Raw genomic sequence first — 17,705 nt, 5'->3', positions numbered from 1 at the left:
TGCAGCAATTCCGCAAGCTCCTGGCCGAGGTCGACCGGCCGATGTGACCACCGAGGCGTCGGTGCCCCAAATGCGGGCTACCTACGAGATGACCGCGTTCACCACCTCGCGGGCAGCTTCCTGCACCTCCGCCAGATGCTCGGGTCCCTTGAACGACTCGGCGTAGATCTTGTAGACGTCCTCGGTGCCCGACGGCCGTGCGGCGAACCAGCCGTCGGCGGTGGTCACCTTCAGCCCACCCAGCGGAGCGCCGTTGCCCGGGGCGGTGGTCAGCTTCGCGGTGATCGGCTCACCGGCCAGCTCGGTCGCGGTGACCTGCTCCGGGGACAGCTTGCCCAGTCGAGCCTTCTGCTCCCGGTTGGCCGGGGCGTCGACGCGGGCATAGACCGGCGCCCCGTACTTGGCGGCCAGCTCGTCGTAGCGCTGCGACGGCGACGACCCGGTGACCGCCTGGATCTCCGAGGCCAGCAGAGCCAGGATGATGCCGTCCTTGTCGGTGGTCCACACCGACCCATCGCGGCGCAGGAACGACGCGCCGGCCGATTCTTCACCGCCGAAACCGATTGTGCCGCTGATCAACCCGTCGACGAACCACTTGAAGCCCACCGGCACCTCGATGAGCTTGCGGCCTAATCCGGCCACCACCCTGTCGATGATCGACGAACTGACGGCGGTCTTGCCGACGGCCACGCTGGCCGGCCAGTCCGGCCGGTGCGAGTACAGGTAGTCGATCGCCACAGCCAGATAGTGGTTGGGGTTCATCAACCCGGCGTCGGGGGTGACGACGCCGTGCCGGTCGGAGTCGGCGTCGTTGCCGGTGGCGATCTGATAGGACTCCCGGTTGGCGATCAGCGAGGCCATCGCGTTGGGCGAGCTGCAGTCCATCCGGATCTTGCCGTCGGTGTCCAGCGTCATGAACCGCCAGGTCGCGTCGACCAGCGGGTTGACCACGGTGAGATCAAGGTCGTGTCGCTCGGCGATGGCCCCCCAATAGTCGACACTGGCCCCACCCAACGGGTCGGCCCCGATGCGGATCTTCTCCGCACGGATCGCGTGGATGTCGACGACGTTGGGCAGATCCGACACGTAGGCGTCGAGGTAATCATGACGTTGGGTGCTCTGCAACGCGCGCGCCAGTGGCACCCGCTTAACGCCCTTGAGCCCGCTGCGCAGAATCTCGTTAGCGCGCTTGGCAATCGCGCCGGTGGCATCCGTGTCGGCCGGACCGCCGTTGGGCGGGTTGTACTTGAACCCACCATCACGCGGCGGGTTGTGCGAGGGGGTGACGACGATCCCATCAGCCAGCCTGGCGGGCTGGCCCCGGTTGAACGTCAAGATGGCGTGGCTGACCGCCGGCGTTGGGGTGAAGCGGTCGGCCGAATCAATCATGGCCACAACATCATTGGCAGCAAGCACCTCGAGCGCCGACACCCAGGCGGGCTCAGACAGGCCGTGGGTATCGCGGCCGATGAACAGCGGCCCGGTGGTGCCCTGCGCAGCTCGGTATTCCACAATCGCCTGTGTGGTGGCCAGAATGTGCGCCTCGTTGAACGCACCGTCCAGGCTGGAGCCGCGATGCCCCGATGTGCCGAACGCCACCTGCTGGTCGATGTTGTCGGGGTCGGGTTTCACCGTGTAGTACGCGGTGACCAGATGGGGCAGATCGACGAGGTCTTCGGGGAGCGCCGGCTTACCGGCGCGGGGGTTAGCCGCCATGACGCCAATTCTGCCTTCCTAGGAGCGATACTTGCTCGCGGATTCATCCACGGTTAAGGGGGTTGCCCATGTTCGGCCATGACAACCGGGAATTGGCGGCCGTGTTCGTCGGCGGCGCGGTGGGGACTCTCGCGCGCGCGGCCCTGGCGACGGTGTTCGTAGATGACCCCGCACGCTGGCCGTGGGCGACGTTCGGCGTCAACGTCGTGGGTGCCTTCTTACTGGGTTATTTCACCACCCGACTGCTCGAACGCTTACCACTGTCGAGCTACCGCCGCCCGCTGTTGGGCACCGGCCTCTGCGGGGGGCTGACGACGTTCTCCACCATGCAGGTCGAGACCTTGAAGATGATCGAACACCACCATTACGGGTTGGCGGCCGGCTACACCGTGGTCAGCATCGCCGCCGGCCTGCTGGCGGTATACATCGCGACGGCTCTGGTACGCCGGGTCAGGATCCGCGCATGACCGTCGCGATCTGGGCCGGGGTCATGCTCATCGGTGGGTTGGGGTCGGTGGCCCGGTTCATGGTCGATCGCGCGGTGGCCCGCCGGGCGGCGCGGTCATTCCCATTCGGCACCCTCGCGGTCAACATCAGTGGTGCGGTACTGCTCGGCTTCGTCAGCGGCCTGACGTTGAGCCACCACGCCGCACTGCTGACCGGCACCGCCTTCGTCGGGGCATACACCACGTTCTCGACCTGGATGCTGGAAACGCAGCGGCTGACCGAGGAGCGCCAGATCTGGCCCGCCGTCGCCAATCTCGTCGTCAGCGTTGTCCTGGGCGTCGGTGCGGCGATGCTCGGCCAGTGGATCGCGAGCCTGCTGTGAACGACACCTACCTGAAACTGACCACCTTCTTCGGAGAACGCCAGCGCGACGGCTCCCGCTTCCTTGCCGAGGCGATGCTGGACCTCTACGCAGAACGCGGTGTGGCCGACAGCATCATGCTGCGCGGTATCGCGAGTTTCGGACCGCGACATGTCATCCGCAGCGATGAGTCGCTGACGCTGTCTGAGGATCCGCCGGTCGCCATCGCCGCCATCGACACCGCCGAGACGATTGGCGGACTGATCGACGACGTCGTCGGCATCACCACCCGCGGACTGATCACCCTGGAGCGGGCCCGGCGCTATACCGGTGCGCTACCCGAGGGTGACGACGCGGTCAAGCTCACCGTCTACGTCGGACGCCGGCGCCGAGTCAACGGGGCGGCCGCCTTCTACGCGGTGTGCGATCTGTTGCACCGCCATCACTTCGCCGGTGCAACGGTGTACCTCGGCGTCGACGGCACCGCGAATGGTCAGCGGCGCCGCGCCCGATTCTTCAGCGGCAACTCCGATGTGCCGATCATGATCGTCGCGATCGGCTCCGCCGAACAAGCGCGGCGCGCCCTGCCCGAACTCCAGTCACTGATGAGTGAGCCGCTGGTGACGGTCGAGCGCGTTCAGGTCTGCAAGCGCGACGGCCGGCTGCTGGCCCGCCCGCCCGCACTGCCGGCCATCGACGCCCACGGCCGGGAACTGCGCCAGAAGCTGACGATCTACACCGACGCCGCCACCCACCACGACAGGGTGCCTGTCCACCGGGCGCTGGTGCGGCGCCTGTGGGAGTCCCAGACCGCCGGCGGCGCCACCGTGCTGCGCGGCATCTGGGGCTTTCACGGCGACCATAAACCGCACGGCGACAAGCTGATTCAATACGGCCGCCAGGTGCCGGTGACGACAATCGTCGTTGACACTCCGGAGGTCATCGCCCAGTGCTTCGACCTCATCGACGACGTGACCGGCCGGCACGGCCTGGTGACCTCTGAGATGGTGCCCGCCCTGCTCTTGCTCGACGGCGACGTCCGGCAGGGCGCAACCGATCTGGCCGACTACCGGTACTGACCGATCAGCTGTCGGCCAGCACCGTCAGCAGGATCACCGAGTCGTCGATGGCCTGCAGGCCGTGGCGGGCGCGCGGGACCATCAGCAGATCACCCGTGTGGCCCTCCCACGCGTCATCCTCGGTGGCCAGTCGTACGTGGCCGCGCAACACCTGCAGTGTGGTCTCCCCCGGCGTGTGGTGCTCGCTGAGTTCATGCCCGCTCGCCAGGGCGATCAGCGTCTGCCGCAGCTGGTGGTCGTGGCCGCCGTGCACCGTGTGCGCGGCGCGGCCGCTGTTAGACGAGCGGGCCGCCGCCAGCTGGTCGTCGGCGAGCTGGATCAGTGAGATCGAATCCATGACATCCTCCATCAAAAGTTGAGCAGCAGAACGCCACTGAAGAGCAGCGCCACCACCTTGACGACTTCGAACACGACGTAGACGTAATGGGCGTGCGACCGTCCGGCCTCGGCCTGGCTGGCGTCGGCCAACACTGCATCCGAGCGCCGTGTCAGCGCTGGGCGCACCCCGATCACTTGAGCCAACAGCGCGGCGACGGCCACCAGCACGGCCGCGATGACGCCCGGGCTCGGGCTACCAGCCACCAGTGCAACGACGATGACCGCCGCCAGGACGGCTTCACAGATGTTGAGAGCCCGGAAGACAAGCCGTCCGATACCGAGCCCGAGCGGGATCGTGACGCCGGGAGCACGAAACTTCAGCGGCGCCTCCAGGAAGGAGATGGCCAGCACCATACCCAGCCAAATGAACACCGCCGCCACTGCGACCGCAGTCCAGTGGTCCACCGCGCCCCCTTACTGCCAATCTGTGGCCAGGTCAGCCACCCATTGCCCGGCCGCCGCCGGATCCTGCGGCGGCGACGCAACCAGAACCAGTTCGTCCACACCCAACTCTGCCAGACGGCCCGCGTCCGCCGGTCGGGGTTCGCGTAGCGCGACCGCCAGCTGCAGGTCAGCCGTATCGCGCCCCGCCTGCTCACAGAACCCCCGCAGCGTCGCCACCTTCGCCGCGACGTCATCGACGTCGCGGAGGTTGAAGCCGTACCAGCCGTCACCCCACCGCGCGACCCGGCGCAGTGCGGCATCACTGTTGCCTCCGCACAGGACCGGGATGCGGCGCTGCCCCGGCTTGGGGTGGACCCGAATTGCGTCGAAGGTGGTGAATTCGCCTGCGTAGGAGGCGATATCGTCGCGCCAGATGGTCCGCATCGCGGCAACATAGTCGGCGGTTCGCGCGGCTCGCCGCTCGAAGGGAATTCCGAGGGCGTCGAATTCCTCACGCGACCAACCGATTCCGATGCCCAATGCGAACCGGCCACCGCTGAGCTTGTCCATACTGGCCGCCTGCTTGGCGACGATCACCGGATTGTGTTCGGGCAGCAGCAGGACGCCGGTGGCCAGTCTGATCGTCGTCGTGGCGGATGCGGCGAACGCCAGCCCGATCATCGGGTCGATCCAGTCTGCATCGGCGGGCACCGCGATCTTGCCGTCCTCGGAGTACGGGTACGGCGAGTCGGATTGGTCGACCATCACCACGTGCTCGCCCGACCACAAGGTGGCGAAACCGACGTGCTCGGCCGCGACTGCCACCGCCCGGATCACGGCGGGCTCCGCGCCGGCGCCGATACCCAGGGCGTGCAACCCGAGTCGCATGGGGCGATCATCGCACGGGCCATGATGGTGTCATGAGCGACGACCCGGTTGCGGTGCTACAGCGGTGGGAGGACGCCGGCGCGCATTGGGTCGTGATCGATCGGCACGCTCACTCGGTCACCGTCGGCCTGTACCGCTGCGACGGCGGGGAGGAAGTCGACCGGTTCAGCTCAAGCGACCCCGCACTCCTGGAGTTCGTGCGGGGCCGCGAGAGCAGTTTTTGAAGAACGCCTACAGCTGGATGAACCCGCCGTTCCACCAGACGCCCCACGCCGGCAGGTCCGCATTCCAGACCACCGGCAGCCACGGCGCCCACCGGGGCGGTGGCGGCGCCGGCGGCGCCCAGACAGGTACGACGTCGTCATAGTCCGCGCGATGTCCCGGCGGAGGCAGATAGCCTTGTCCCGGCGGCAGCGGGTTGCCCGGCGCACCGGCATTGACACCCGGTCCGCTCGGCACCCACGGCGGTCCGGGCGGACCCTTCGGGTCGGCTTGAGCCAGGCCGGCTCCCGCGCTCAACGTGGTGGCAACGGCTGCGGCCGCGAGCGCCACCTTGGCAGTCATTTTGGTGATTGGCATGATGCGAAGGCATGTACCCGGAGCGGGGGCTGAGGTAAACAGACGGTGATGCGCAGCACGGCTTGGGGCATGTTTGGTGTGGCGATTGCGTTCGCTGCGGGCTGCGGCGGAAGCGCCGACACCACGCCGACGCTGACCACGACAAACGCGTCGACCTCGCCCAGCACCACCACGGTGACCGCCGCGCCCGCCCGCCAGCCCCGGTCGGTGAAGTGGGTGGACTTGCAGCCCGGCGACTGCCTGGCCGAGCCGCCGCCCTCAGATCCCGCGGTGGTATTGGTCAGCGTCGTCGACTGCGCCGGGCCCCACCACGCCGAGGCGTACCTGCGTGCGCCGATCCCGGTGAATGCCGCCCTCGACGACGTCGCCACGCGGGAATGCGCGGCCGGCCTTGCGCACTACACCGGCGCCACGCCGGCTGCAGGCACCTACACCGCGACCTATCTCATCGACTCCGATCAGGACCGAACCGCGGACAACCCCTACCCGAGCACGGTGATTTGCCTCCTGCAGGCCGCCGACGCTCAGGTGATGAGCGGCTCGGCACGCCGCTGACCTGCGCGGCGACCCGCTCGGCTTGGGCACTCACGGGGTCAGCCGGTAGGGTCGGCATGTTGTCTGAAAAATTACCTAGGTCAAAGCGCGGCCGATCTGAACTAAGGATCTGATCTTTCATGCGCGCACCGTATGACCCACAGGTGCTGAATCCTGCCGGTTTCGCCGGTGCCACAAAGCGACCGATTTCGTTGCTGCTGATCGAGGACGATCAAGGTGACGCCTTTCTGGTCGAGGAGTTGATCTCCGAGGCCGGCGCCGACATCAGCGTGGAGTGGGCCGCATCGATGGCGATTGCCCAGGACAAGCTTGCTGTTCGCCGGCCTGATTGCGTGCTGCTGGATCTCAATCTTCCCGATGCCAACGGCATCTCCGCCGTCGACCGGGTCGCCAAGATCGACGCGACCCTGCCGATCGTCGTGCTCACTGGCCTCAATGACGAACACTTCGGCATGTCGGCGATGGCGTCTGGCGCGCAGGACTACCTCGTCAAAGGTCATGTCGAGCCCGAAACCCTGCACCGTTCGGTGCTGTACGCGATCGAACGCAAGCGCACCGAACTCACCGCCGTCGACCTGCACACCAGCCAGATGCGCGCCCAGGAGAACGCTCGCCTTGAGCGGGCGCTGTTGCCCATGCCGCTGCTCGGTGACGATCCGGGCGTCGAGATCGTCATGCAATACCGGCCCAGCCGCGAGAACGCGCTGCTGGGTGGCGACTTCTACGACATGGTGCAAACGCCCGACGGCACCGTGCACGTGATGGTCGGCGATGTCGCCGGGCACGGCCCTGACGAGGCCGCCCTCGGAGCGGCTCTGCGGATCGGCTGGCGCGCGCTGACCTTCGCCGGGCTACGCGGCAATGATCGGATGCGTCGCCTCGAGCAGGTCCTCCGTGCCGAGCGAGCGGGCACCGGAATTTTCGCGACGGTGCTCAGTGTCGCGATGTGGCCGAACTCTCTTGGCTTCACCGCTGTCCGAGCCGGCCACCCCGGCATGCTGCTGCACGGCCCGGGCACCGTCGAGTGGATCGAGCCGCCCGCCGGGCCGGCGTTGGGGCTGGGTGCACAACAATGGCCGCTCAGCGAGTTGGAGCTACCCGACGGCCACGGTCTGGTGCTGCTCACCGACGGCCTGTTCGAGGGCCATTCCGGTATCGGCGAGAAGCGACTGGGCGAAGAAGGCTTACTGGAACTGGCACGCTCGATCGCGGACCTGCCCGGGCCGGAGTTCGTGAAGGCCCTCATCGAAGGGGTTGAGGCGCTGGCCGCCTCGCACGGCGGGATCACCGACGACATCGCGGTTCTGCGCGTGGAGCGGACCCGTCGATGAAAGAGGTAGCGGGTACTCGGCTGTCCGGAATGACGGTGCGGGGCTGGCTCAACGTCGTGCTGTTGGCGGTCGGCGTCGTGGTGCTCGGCGGCGCGTTGCTCGCGGCGGTGCTGCTGAACCGGACCGACGCGACGAGTCAGCAGCTGGTCAATGGCATCCAGCCCGCCCGTGTGGCCGCTTACCAGCTTCAGGCTGCACTGCGCGATCAGGAGACCGCCGTGCGCGGGTACCTCATCGCCGCCGACGCGCAGTTCCTGGCGCCGTACTACGACGGCCAGAATGCGGAACAGACTGCGGCGCAGGCTATTCGACGCCACCTCGCTGGTCGTCCCGAGCTCCTCGCCGATCTCGATGCGATCGAAAAGTCGGCGGCAGCGTGGCGCACCGGCTACGCGGACCCCATGATCGCGACCGTCACGCCAGGGTCGCCCAGTGTCGTGACGAAGGCGAATGCAGAGGCCGGCAAGGCGCAATTCGACTCCCTGAGAGCGCTTTTCGAGACCCAGAACCAGCACCTTTCGACTGCGCGTACCGACGCGCTGAAACAACTCGAGACCGCCAGGACCTGGCGCGACCGGGCGTTGGCCGTCGTGATCGCCACCTTCCTCGTCACCGGGTTCGCGATCGCGATCCTCATTCGCAACGCGGTCACCCGGCCCATGGACGCGCTGGCGTCGGCCTGCCGGCGAATCACCAAGGGCAACTTCGGCGAACGGATCGTTCCCCAGGGCCCGAAGGATATTCGTTCGATCGCCGCTGACGTCGACGACATGCGTCGCCGCATCGTCGAGGAGTTGGAAGCTTCCAGTGAAGCGCGGGCACAGCTGGACGAACAAGCTGATGAGCTGCGCCGCTCCAACGCCGAGCTCGAGCAGTTCGCCTATGTCGCGTCCCACGATCTCCAGGAGCCGCTGCGCAAGGTGGCATCGTTCTGCCAATTGCTGGAGAAGCGCTACGGCGACCAGCTCGACGAACGCGGCCAGCAATACATCGATTTCGCCGTCGACGGTGCGAAGCGAATGCAGGTCCTGATCAACGACCTACTGACGTTCTCCCGCGTCGGCCGGCTTCACTCCACCCAGGTGAGGGTCAATCTCGACACGGTGCTCGATGCGGCTATCTCCAACGTGGCCACGGCGATTGAGGAGACCGGCGCCGAGATCACCCGGTCGGGGCCGTTGCCCGAGGTGCTGGGTGACCCGACCCTGTTGACGATGCTGTGGCAGAACCTGGTCAGCAACGCGGTGAAGTTCCGCCGTGATGACGCGCCTCCCCGCATCATGATCACAAGCGAAACAGGCACCGATGAGTACGACGGACAGTGGATGTTCACGTTCGCCGACAACGGGATCGGCATCGCCGACGAATTCGTCGACAAAGTATTCGTGATCTTCCAGCGGTTGCACGGCCGAGACGCCTACGCAGGCACTGGAATCGGCCTGGCCCTGGTCAAGAAGATCGTCGAACACCATGGCGGCACCATCTGGATCGACACCACCTACGACGGCGGGACCCGCTTCCGCTTCACCCTGCCCGCCCCGACCACGCCCGAACACGAGCACGAGCCGCAATTGGAAGGAACAGCTTCATGACCGACAGCAGTCGTGCGATCGACGTCCTGCTCATCGAGGACGACCCCGGAGACGAACTGATCACACGAGAGGCGTTCGAGCACAACAAGCTCAAGAACACCCTGCACGTCGTGCACGACGGCGAAGAAGGCTTGGACTACCTCTACCGGCGTGGACGGTTCGCCGACGCCCCGCGGCCCGACCTCATCCTGCTCGACCTGAACCTGCCCAAATACGACGGTCGCCAACTGCTCGAGAAGATCAAGTCCGACGATGACCTGAGCACCATCCCGGTGGTGGTGCTCACCACCTCATCGGCCGAAGAGGACATCCTGCGCAGCTACAAGCTGCACGCCAACGCCTATGTCACCAAGCCGGTCGACCTGGACCAGTTCATGAGTGCCGTCCGCCAGATCGACGAGTTCTTCGTCCAGGTGGTTCGACTGCCAGGTGGCACCCAGAACCAGTGACACCCCGAGTCAGCAAATGGCCTTGGAGCTTGCTGACCGTGTGCGCTCGCGTCGCCGAGCTGACACTTAAGCCCTGACAAGGGCGTCGGACGTGCTGCTAACTCTTTGGGGGTAGGAATTAGCCCCCATTGAGGAGCAGCAACTACAGCAACGCTCACGATAGCGTTCCGCCATGCCGCCGGTCGTCATCGCCGAACTCGGGCCGCCGAACCCGACGGCGCCGGGCGGCACGTCGTGACCGCGACGTACCCACTGATGAAGCCGGTAGGGGCCTTCGGTGGATTCATCGCCATGTCACTGGACGCTGTGGTGGCCATGTTCAGGCCTCCCTTCGCCTGGCGCGAATACCTGCTGCAGACCTGGTTCGTCGCCCGAGTTTCAGTGCTGCCGGCGCTCATGCTCACCCTGCCGTACTCGGTGCTGCTGGTCTTCACCTTCAATATCCTGCTGGGCGAGTTCGGTGCCACCGACTTCTCCGGCACTGGCGCCGCGATCGGCACCGTCAATCAGATCGGGCCCATCGTGACCGTTCTTGTGGTCTCCGGCGCCGGCGCCACTGCGATGTGCGCCGATCTCGGTGCTCGCACCATCCGGGAGGAACTCGACGCCCTGCGGGTGATGGGCATCAATCCCATTCAGGCACTCGTGGTTCCACGGGTGCTCGCCGCCACCACAGTTGCGCTGGCACTCTCGGCAACCGTGATCCTGGCCGGCCTCACCGGCGCCTACATTTTCTGTGTCTACATCCAGCACGTCTCACCCGGCGCATTCGCCGCGGGCATGACCCTGTTGACCGGCATGGGCGATGTCGTCGTCTCGCTCACCAAGGCAACACTTTTCGGACTCTCGGCCGGTCTGATCGCTTGCTACAAGGGCATCTCGGTGGGCGGTGGCCCGGCCGGCGTCGGCAATGCGGTCAACGAGACCGTCGTGTTCACCTTCATGGTGTTGTTCGCGATCAACGTGATCGTGACTGCCGTCGGCATCCAGTTCACGGTGGGATGAGGCTGCGCCGGTGAGTGTCAGCACGCCCAGCGGATTGCACCCGAAGTTGCTCAGCGGCGTGCACGGCGCCACCACCGGCTGGAAGCGGGTCGGCGCCCAAACCCGCTTCTATGTAACGACTCTGACCGCGATCCCGGAAGCGGTGACGCGATACCACAAGGAACTGCTGCGACTCATCGCTCAGATGGGCCTCGGTGCGGGCGCGCTCGCGGTCGTCGGGGGCACCGTCGCGATCGTCGGATTCCTGACCATGACCACCGGCGCCCTGGTCGCCGTGCAGGGCTACAACCAGTTGTCCTCAGTCGGTTTCGAAGCACTAACCGGCTTCGCGTCGGCCTTCTTCAACGTCCGCCTCATCGTGCCTGGAACCGTCTCCGTCGCCCTGTCGGCCACCATCGGCGCCGGGGCCACCGCGCAGCTCGGCGCAATGCGGATCAACGAGGAGATCGACGCACTGGAAGTCATCGGAATCCGATCGGTCACCTACCTGGCCGCCACCCGGGTGCTGGCCGGGGTCATCGTGGTCATCCCGCTGTACTGCATCGCCGTGATGATGGCGTTCCTCGCCGCGCGGACGGGCACGGTCGCCATCTACGGGCAAGGTTCCGGCGTGTACGACCACTACTTCAACACCTTCCTCAACCCCACCGACGTGATCTGGTCGTTCATGCAATCGGTCGCCATGACGATCGTGATCATGTTGGTGCACACCTATTACGGGTTCACCGCGAAGGGCGGACCGGCCGGCGTAGGCGAGGCGGTCGGGCGTGCGGTGCGCACGTCGATGGTCGTCGCAGCGGTCGAGATCGTGATGATCTCGCTGGCGGTCTACGGTCAGTCCGGCAATTTCAACTTGGCCGGGTGAGATGGACACCCGACCCGGCGAGAACCGTCTTCCGGACGGTTGGTGGACAGTCATCTTGGTGGCGGCGATCGCCATCTTCTTCTTCGTGACCGGAACGGCATTCGCTGGGACGTTCCGTTCGTACGTGCCGGTGACCGTGACATCGGACCGCTCCGGGCTCGTGATGGAGGCCGGCGCCAAGGTGAAGATGCGCGGCGTGCAGGTGGGCCGCGTCGCCGACGTCGGCGGTGGCCAGGGACAGGCTAGCCTACGACTGGAGCTCGACCCCGCCCAGATCCGATACATCCCTGCGAATGTCGCTGCAAAGATCAACTCCACCACCGTTTTCGGCGCCAAATTCGTCGACCTGGTCTACCCGTCCGACCCGAGCCCGCAGCGCCTGGCCGCCGGTACCGTACTGCGCTCGGTCAATGTCACGACCGAGGTCAACACCGTCTTCGAGAACGTCGTCAACCTGCTGAACAAGGTCGACCCGGCCAAACTGAACGCAATACTGACCGCCGTCGCCGACGGAGTACGCGGGCAGGGCCCCCGGATGGGTGCGGCGACCACCGACCTCAACCAGGTGCTCAAGGCACTGAACGAGCGCAGTGACGCCATCCGCGCGGACTGGCGATCCTTCAAGGACTTGAACGACACCTACGCCGCGGCCGCCCCCGACATCGTGGCGATCCTCAATTCGGCCAGCACCGTCAGCTCCACCGTCGCCGACCGGTCGCAGGCATTGGACACACTGCTGCTCAATACAATCGGGTTCTCCCAGTCCGGTCACGACCTACTCGAGAGCAGCGGCGGCAACCTGGTGCGCGCCGCGAACGTCCTGGAACCCACCACCGCGCTGCTGCTCAAGTACAACCCCGTCTACACCTGCTGGTTGCAGGGCGCCGCCTGGACGTTGAACAACGGCGGCTATGAGGCGTGGGGCGGAAAGGACGGCAAGTCCGCGGTCTTTGACGTGGCGTTGCTGCTGGGCAACGACCCCTATCAATACCCGGACAACCTGCCAATCGTTGGAGCCAGAGGCGGACCGGGCGGAAAACCCGGCTGCGGGTCGCTGCCCGACGTCACCAAGAACTTCCCCGTGCGCCAACTCGTCACCAACACCGGCTGGGGCACGGGCCTGGATATCCGCCCCAATCCCGGTCTGGGACATCCCTGTTGGGCGGACTGGTTCCCGGTGACGCGCGGCAATCCGCGGCCGCCCAGTATCCGCCAATGTCTGCCCGGCCCTGCGCCCGGCCCAGTGGTGGCCCCGGGGATGCCACCTTACGGCGCGGCCTGGTACGGGCCCGGCGGGGCGCCGCTCTGGCCAGGAGTGCCACCCGCACCGGAACCCGCTGCCGCGCAACCACAACCGGGCCAGGCGACGGGAGACCAGCCGTGAAGGACAACCTTGCAGGCGCCGTCTGGCGGCTCGGCATCTTTCTGACGGTGTGCTTCCTCGGCGCGTTCGCGCTGCTGGCCATCTTCGCGCAGTTCCGGTTCAGCACCGGCACCCTGTACAACGCAGTCTTCACCAACGTCACCGGCCTGAAGAAGGGCGACTTCGTCCGGGTCGCGGGTGTCGAGGCCGGCAAGGTCGAGGACATCCGGATCAATCGCGATGCCACCGTGCGAGTCGAGTTCTCGGTGACCGACACACTGGTGCTCACCGAAGGAACTCGAGCGATCATTCGCTATGACAACGTCATCGGTGGTCGATTCCTGGCCCTCGACGAAGGCACGGGCGGAGTCAAACGACTCACGGCCGGTCAGACCATCCCTGTGGATCGCACGGCCCCGGCATTGGACCTCGATTCGGTGATCGGCGGCTTCAAACCACTCTTTCGCGCGCTGAGCCCGGATCAGGTGAACGCGCTCAGCTCGCAGCTGAATCAGGCCCTGCAAGGACAGGGCGCCACAATCGGTTCGTTTCTCAATCAGGCTGCGGTCCTGACCAACACGCTCGCCGACCGTGATCAGCTCATCGGCGAGGTCATCACCAACCTCGGTGCGGTCCTGGGATCACTCGGCAGCCAGAGCGCCCAACTCGACAAGGCTGTCACCAATCTGTCGGAACTTGTGCTGGCTCTCAACGCGCGCAACACCGACGTCGCCGCCGCGTTCACCTCAACCAGTGCGGCGGCCGGCAGCGTCGCCGATTTGCTTGCCGGAGCCCGCGCGCCGTTTCAGAAGGTGGTCCACGAAACAGACCGCGTCTCTTCGATCGCAGTGGCCGACCACGAATACCTGGAGAGGCTGATCGACACGCTGCCGGACAAATACCGCGCACTGCAACGCCAGGGAATGTACGGCGACTTCTTCAGTTTCTACCTCTGCGACCTGATCCTGAAATTGAACGGCAAAGGCGGACAACCGGTTTTCGTCAAGGTTGCCGGACAAGACACCGGGCGGTGCGCGCCGAAGTGAAGTCTTTCTCCGAGCGCAACCCGGTTATCCTCGGGGCTGTCGGCGCAGTCGTCATCGCCGGAATCGTGATGGGCGCACTGAACTGGCAGAAGCTGCCGTTCCTCAACCCGGGCCGCAACTACACCGCGTACTTCGCTGAGGCGGGCGGCTTGTTCACCGGCGCCACGGTCGAGGTGTCGGGGCTACCGGTCGGCAAGGTATCCGCTATTGAGCTCGACGGTCCTCAGGTGTTGGTCACCTTCCGAATCGACGGCGATGTCCACCTCGGTGAGCGAACGCTGGCCTCGATCAAGACCAAAGGATTGCTCGGCACGAAGATGCTCGATGTCAACCCGAGGGGCGACGGCGCCCTGACCGGGCCGATCCCCCGGGACCGAACCACGTCGCCCTATCAACTACCCGACGCCTTGGGCGACCTGACCACCACGATCAGCGGGCTTGACACCGATGAACTTTCACAATCGTTGTCGACGATGGCCGAGACATTTGCCAACACTCCACCCGACCTCCATCAGGCCGTCGTCGGGGTGGCTCGGTTCGCCGACACCCTCAACAAGCAGGACGCTCAGCTGCGCGACCTGTTGACCAACGCCGCCAAGACCACTCAGGTGCTGGCCGAGCGCACCGATCAGATCGTCGAACTCGTGCGCCAGACGAATTCCCTGCTGATCGCGCTCAATGCGCAAAGCGCGGGCCTCGACCAGCTGTGGCACAACCTTTCCGCCGTCTCCCAGCAGCTCAAGGCTTTCATCGCCGAAAACCGTGCGCAGCTGAAGCCGGCTCTGGAGAAGCTCAATGGTGTGCTGACCATCGTCGACGACCGCAAGGGGCGCGTGCAGGAAGCGATCAAACGGCTCAACAGCTACGCGATGTCACTGGGCGAGTCGGTGTCATCGGGACCGTTCTTCAAGGCATACCTGGCCAATCTATTTCCCGGACAGTTCGTCCAGCCGTTCATCGACGCAGCGTTCTCCGATCTGGGTGTCGACCCGGCCACACTGTTGCCGTCCCTGCGCACCGACCCGCAGGTCGGCCAGCCGGGCACCCCGGCTCTGCCCGTCCCGTATCCGCGGACCGGTCAGGGTGGTGAACCTCATCTGACTCTGCCCGATGCGATCACCGGCAACCCGGGCGATCCGCGCTATCCCTACCGGGAGCCGCTCCCCGCGCCACCACCCGGCGGCCCGCCGCCAGGGCCGCCGGCGCAGGCGCCGCCCGGTATCGCCTCGAGTCCGGACCCGACGCACGCACCGGTATACATTCCCGCCCCCGGCGAGCCGGGAGGCGCCCAATGAGCAAGTTGCGCAAGGGGCGTACCGCACTCGCGGTTGTCCTGGTCCTCATTCTGGTCGGCGGCGTGCTGCTGCGCATTGCCGGCCATGGAAACCGCATCGAGGTCGTCGGCTACTTCGACAACAGCACGGCGCTGTTCCCAGGTGACGACGTCCGCATCCTCGGTGTACCGGTGGGCCGGGTGAGCGCGGTCGAGCCGCATCCCGACGGGGTGAAGATCGCGTTCTGGTTCGATGGCAGATACAAGGTGCCGGCGGATGTGAAGGCGGCGATCCTCTCGCCGATGTTGGTCACCGGCCGCGCCATCGCGTTGACGCCGGTGTACACCGGCGGGCCAACGATGCGCGACGGTGCCGTCATCCCCCGCAACCGCACCGCGGTTCCGGTGGAGTGGGATGAGGTGCGCGTGCAACTGCAGCGCCTCACCGACCTGCTGAAACCGACTGCCCCGGGCGGGGTCAGCACACTGGGCTCGTTCATCAACACGACCGCGGACAACCTCCGCGGGCAGGGTGGCACGATACGCGAGACGATCATCAAACTGTCCCAGGCGATGTCAGTGCTCGGTGACCACAGCGGAGACATCTTCGCGACCTTCAAGAACCTGTCCATCCTCATCACCGCGTTGCGTGGCAGCAGTGATGTGCTGGGGCAGCTCAACCAGAACCTGGCCGCGGTCACCGGACTGCTCGCCGACGACCCGACGAAGATCGGTGCCGCCTTCGCCGACATGAACTCGGTCATCGGTGACGTCAAGGACTTCGTCGAGGACACCGGCGACACCATCGGGACCACCACCGAGAAGTTGGCGTCGCTCAGCACCGCGCTCACCGACAGCCTCGACGACATCAAACAAACCCTGCACATCGCGCCGACCACCGTCGCCAACTTCACCAACATCTACGAGGCATCCAACGGCGCCTTCACCGGCGCACTCGCTGTCAACAACTTCGCCAACCCGATCTCGTTCCTGTGTGGGGCAATTCAGGCAGCGTCGCGGCTGGGTGCCGAGCAGTCCGCGAAGCTGTGTGTGCAGTATCTGGCGCCCATCATCAAGAACCGCCAGTACAACTTCCTGCCGATCGGCGAGAACTTCCTGGTCGGTCCGCAGGCCCGCCCGAATGAGGTGACCTACAGCGAGGATTGGATGCGTCCGGACTTCGTGCCGCCAGCAGCGTCGACCGATCCGACGGCGGGACTGACCGGAATGATGGCCCCGACCGGTGGCGGGTCATGACGCCGCACCGCGCGGCGACCCTCGGGGCGCTGCTCATCATCGTGGCCGTATCGTCCGGCTGCGGCATCCACAACTGGCAGGGACTCAACTCGCTGCCGCTGCCCGGTACCCGGGGCGGCGGCCCCGGATCATTCCTGATCCAGGCAGAGATGCCTGATGTCAACAACATTCAGCCCAACTCGCGGGTTCGCGTCGGAGACGCGACGGTCGGGCACATCACCAAAATCGAATTGGAGGGCTGGCATGCGCTGGTCACCATGCAGCTCGATCGCGATGTCAACCTGCCGGCCAACGCGACCGCCACGATCGGACTAACCAGCATCCTCGGTTCACAGCACATCGAGTTGAGCGCACCCGGCGACGAGCCGCCACGTGGCCGGCTGCACGACGGCTCCCGCATCCCGCTGTCCCACGCGGGGTCCTTCCCGACCGTCGAACAGACCTTGGCGGCGGTCTCCACCGTGCTGAACGGCGGTGGGCTGGCACAGGTTCAGGACATCACCGAGGCGTTCAGTACGGCGTTCCGCGGCCGGGAGCAGGACCTGCGCAGCCTCATCGATGAACTGAACAGGTTTGCCGGCAACGTCAACGACCAGACCAACGACATCATCGCCGCGACCGACAGCCTCAACCGGCTCACCGGCACCCTGGCCGCGAATCGGCCGGTGTTGGACCAGGCACTCAAGACGGTGCCCGAGGCGCTCGCGGTGCTGAACAGCGAGCGCGACAACCTCGTGCAGGCGGCCGATCAGCTCGGCAAGTTCAGCGACCTGGTCATCAGTTCGGTCGGGCAGAGCAAAGAGGATCTGATCCACGAGCTCGAAGACATTGGGCCCGTGCTGGAGTCGCTTGCCAATGCCGGTCCGAGTATGACCCGGGCATTGAGCCTGATCCCCACGTTCCCGTTCCCGAACGAGACCATCGAGAAGTGGCAGCGTGGCGATTACGCGAACATGACCGCCGTCGTCGACCTCACGCTGAGCCGGATCGACCAGGGCCTGTTCACCGGGACCCGATGGGAGGGCAACCTGACCGAGCTCGAGATGCAATGGGGCCGCACGATCGGACAATTCCCCAGTCCATACACGAAGAGCAATCCCCTGGTCGTGCCATACAACTTCGACCAGGGCCCCTGAC

20 protein-coding genes are annotated in these 17,705 nt (G+C 65.9%); 15 read left to right on the top strand and 5 right to left on the bottom strand.

The genetic code is table 11. From position 1 onward, the window contains the following. Nucleotides 1–81: 81 nt before the first annotated feature. Nucleotides 82–1,716 (bottom strand): phosphoglucomutase (alpha-D-glucose-1,6-bisphosphate-dependent), encoded by a 1,635-nt coding sequence (pgm, locus tag AB431_RS09150; RefSeq protein WP_047329666.1) that lies wholly within the window; start codon nt 1,714–1,716, stop codon nt 82–84. A gap of 68 nt (nt 1,717–1,784) precedes the next feature. On the opposite strand from pgm, the gene crcB (AB431_RS09145) reads away from it, so the two are divergent. The 3 genes from crcB (AB431_RS09145) to AB431_RS09135 are packed head-to-tail and all read left to right on the top strand — an operon-like array spanning nt 1,785 to nt 3,603. Next, a complete protein-coding gene (gene crcB, locus AB431_RS09145; RefSeq protein WP_047329665.1) occupies nt 1,785–2,183 on the top strand; it encodes a fluoride efflux transporter CrcB in 399 nt (132 codons plus the stop codon). Further along, on the top strand, nt 2,180–2,545 hold the full coding sequence (gene crcB / locus AB431_RS09140; protein WP_047329664.1) for a fluoride efflux transporter CrcB: 366 nt from the start codon (nt 2,180–2,182) through the stop codon (nt 2,543–2,545). Before crcB (AB431_RS09145) ends, crcB (AB431_RS09140) begins: the two co-directional genes overlap by 4 nt. Continuing rightward, nucleotides 2,542–3,603, top strand: coding sequence for a DUF190 domain-containing protein (locus AB431_RS09135; RefSeq protein ID WP_047329663.1), 1,062 nt, complete (start codon nt 2,542–2,544; stop codon nt 3,601–3,603). Before crcB (AB431_RS09140) ends, AB431_RS09135 begins: the two co-directional genes overlap by 4 nt. A gap of 4 nt (nt 3,604–3,607) precedes the next feature. Here AB431_RS09135 and AB431_RS09130 read toward each other — a convergent pair whose 3' ends face one another. The 3 genes from AB431_RS09130 to AB431_RS09120 are packed head-to-tail and all read right to left on the bottom strand — an operon-like array spanning nt 3,608 to nt 5,253. Next, nucleotides 3,608–3,940 (bottom strand): cupin domain-containing protein, encoded by a 333-nt coding sequence (locus AB431_RS09130; protein ID WP_047329662.1) that lies wholly within the window; start codon nt 3,938–3,940, stop codon nt 3,608–3,610. An 11-nt stretch (nt 3,941–3,951) separates the two neighbouring features. Then, entirely contained in the window at nt 3,952–4,386 is a 435-nt protein-coding gene (locus AB431_RS09125; protein ID WP_047329661.1) for a hypothetical protein, read from the bottom strand. Between the two features lie 9 nt (nt 4,387–4,395). Then, a complete protein-coding gene (locus AB431_RS09120) occupies nt 4,396–5,253 on the bottom strand; it encodes an LLM class F420-dependent oxidoreductase (RefSeq protein ID WP_047329660.1) in 858 nt (285 codons plus the stop codon). A 32-nt stretch (nt 5,254–5,285) separates the two neighbouring features. Between AB431_RS09120 and AB431_RS09115 the strand changes: the two genes are divergently transcribed. Beyond that, entirely contained in the window at nt 5,286–5,477 is a 192-nt protein-coding gene (locus AB431_RS09115) for a hypothetical protein (protein ID WP_047329659.1), read from the top strand. Between the two features lie 7 nt (nt 5,478–5,484). Here the strand turns inward: AB431_RS09115 and AB431_RS09110 are convergent, their stop codons facing one another. Further along, nucleotides 5,485–5,832 carry a hypothetical protein gene (locus AB431_RS09110; protein WP_047329658.1) on the bottom strand — a complete coding sequence of 116 codons (348 nt, stop codon included), beginning with the start codon at nt 5,830–5,832 and terminating at the stop codon, nt 5,485–5,487. Between the two features lie 48 nt (nt 5,833–5,880). On the opposite strand from AB431_RS09110, the gene AB431_RS09105 reads away from it, so the two are divergent. The 11 genes from AB431_RS09105 to AB431_RS09055 all read left to right on the top strand — a co-directional run bounded on the left by AB431_RS09105 (nt 5,881) and on the right by AB431_RS09055 (nt 17,704). After that, nucleotides 5,881–6,387 (top strand): hypothetical protein, encoded by a 507-nt coding sequence (locus tag AB431_RS09105; RefSeq protein WP_235435863.1) that lies wholly within the window; start codon nt 5,881–5,883, stop codon nt 6,385–6,387. A 119-nt stretch (nt 6,388–6,506) separates the two neighbouring features. Next, complete coding sequence (locus AB431_RS09100) at nt 6,507–7,718, top strand: PP2C family protein-serine/threonine phosphatase (protein WP_082135610.1); 1,212 nt, start codon at nt 6,507–6,509, stop codon at nt 7,716–7,718. Then, a complete protein-coding gene (locus AB431_RS09095) occupies nt 7,715–9,310 on the top strand; it encodes a CHASE3 domain-containing protein (protein WP_047329657.1) in 1,596 nt (531 codons plus the stop codon). The genes AB431_RS09100 and AB431_RS09095 overlap by 4 nt, the downstream gene beginning before the upstream one ends. Continuing rightward, a complete protein-coding gene (locus AB431_RS09090) occupies nt 9,307–9,759 on the top strand; it encodes a response regulator (protein ID WP_047329656.1) in 453 nt (150 codons plus the stop codon). The genes AB431_RS09095 and AB431_RS09090 overlap by 4 nt, the downstream gene beginning before the upstream one ends. Nucleotides 9,760–10,014: 255 nt before the next feature. After that, a complete protein-coding gene (locus AB431_RS09085) occupies nt 10,015–10,764 on the top strand; it encodes an ABC transporter permease (protein WP_082135873.1) in 750 nt (249 codons plus the stop codon). Between the two features lie 34 nt (nt 10,765–10,798). Beyond that, nucleotides 10,799–11,629, top strand: a complete 831-nt coding sequence (locus AB431_RS09080) for an ABC transporter permease (protein WP_235435911.1) — start codon at nt 10,799–10,801, stop codon at nt 11,627–11,629. Between the two features lies 1 nt (nt 11,630). Beyond that, a complete protein-coding gene (locus tag AB431_RS09075; RefSeq protein ID WP_047329653.1) occupies nt 11,631–13,013 on the top strand; it encodes an MCE family protein in 1,383 nt (460 codons plus the stop codon). Beyond that, nucleotides 13,010–14,038, top strand: coding sequence for an MCE family protein (locus AB431_RS09070; RefSeq protein ID WP_047329652.1), 1,029 nt, complete (start codon nt 13,010–13,012; stop codon nt 14,036–14,038). The genes AB431_RS09075 and AB431_RS09070 overlap by 4 nt, the downstream gene beginning before the upstream one ends. Further along, nucleotides 14,035–15,333 (top strand): MCE family protein, encoded by a 1,299-nt coding sequence (locus AB431_RS09065; protein WP_047333243.1) that lies wholly within the window; start codon nt 14,035–14,037, stop codon nt 15,331–15,333. The genes AB431_RS09070 and AB431_RS09065 overlap by 4 nt, the downstream gene beginning before the upstream one ends. Next, a complete protein-coding gene (locus AB431_RS09060) occupies nt 15,330–16,568 on the top strand; it encodes an MCE family protein (RefSeq protein WP_047329651.1) in 1,239 nt (412 codons plus the stop codon). The genes AB431_RS09065 and AB431_RS09060 overlap by 4 nt, the downstream gene beginning before the upstream one ends. Then, nucleotides 16,565–17,704 carry a virulence factor Mce family protein gene (locus AB431_RS09055; RefSeq protein ID WP_047329650.1) on the top strand — a complete coding sequence of 380 codons (1,140 nt, stop codon included), beginning with the start codon at nt 16,565–16,567 and terminating at the stop codon, nt 17,702–17,704. The genes AB431_RS09060 and AB431_RS09055 overlap by 4 nt, the downstream gene beginning before the upstream one ends. The last annotated feature ends 1 nt before the right edge of the window (nt 17,705 follow it).

Origin of the sequence: Mycobacterium sp. EPa45 (assembly GCF_001021385.1) — a bacterium.
Lineage (GTDB): Bacteria > Actinomycetota > Actinomycetes > Mycobacteriales > Mycobacteriaceae > Mycobacterium.
This window is presented reverse-complemented; position numbering and strand designations above follow the sequence as displayed.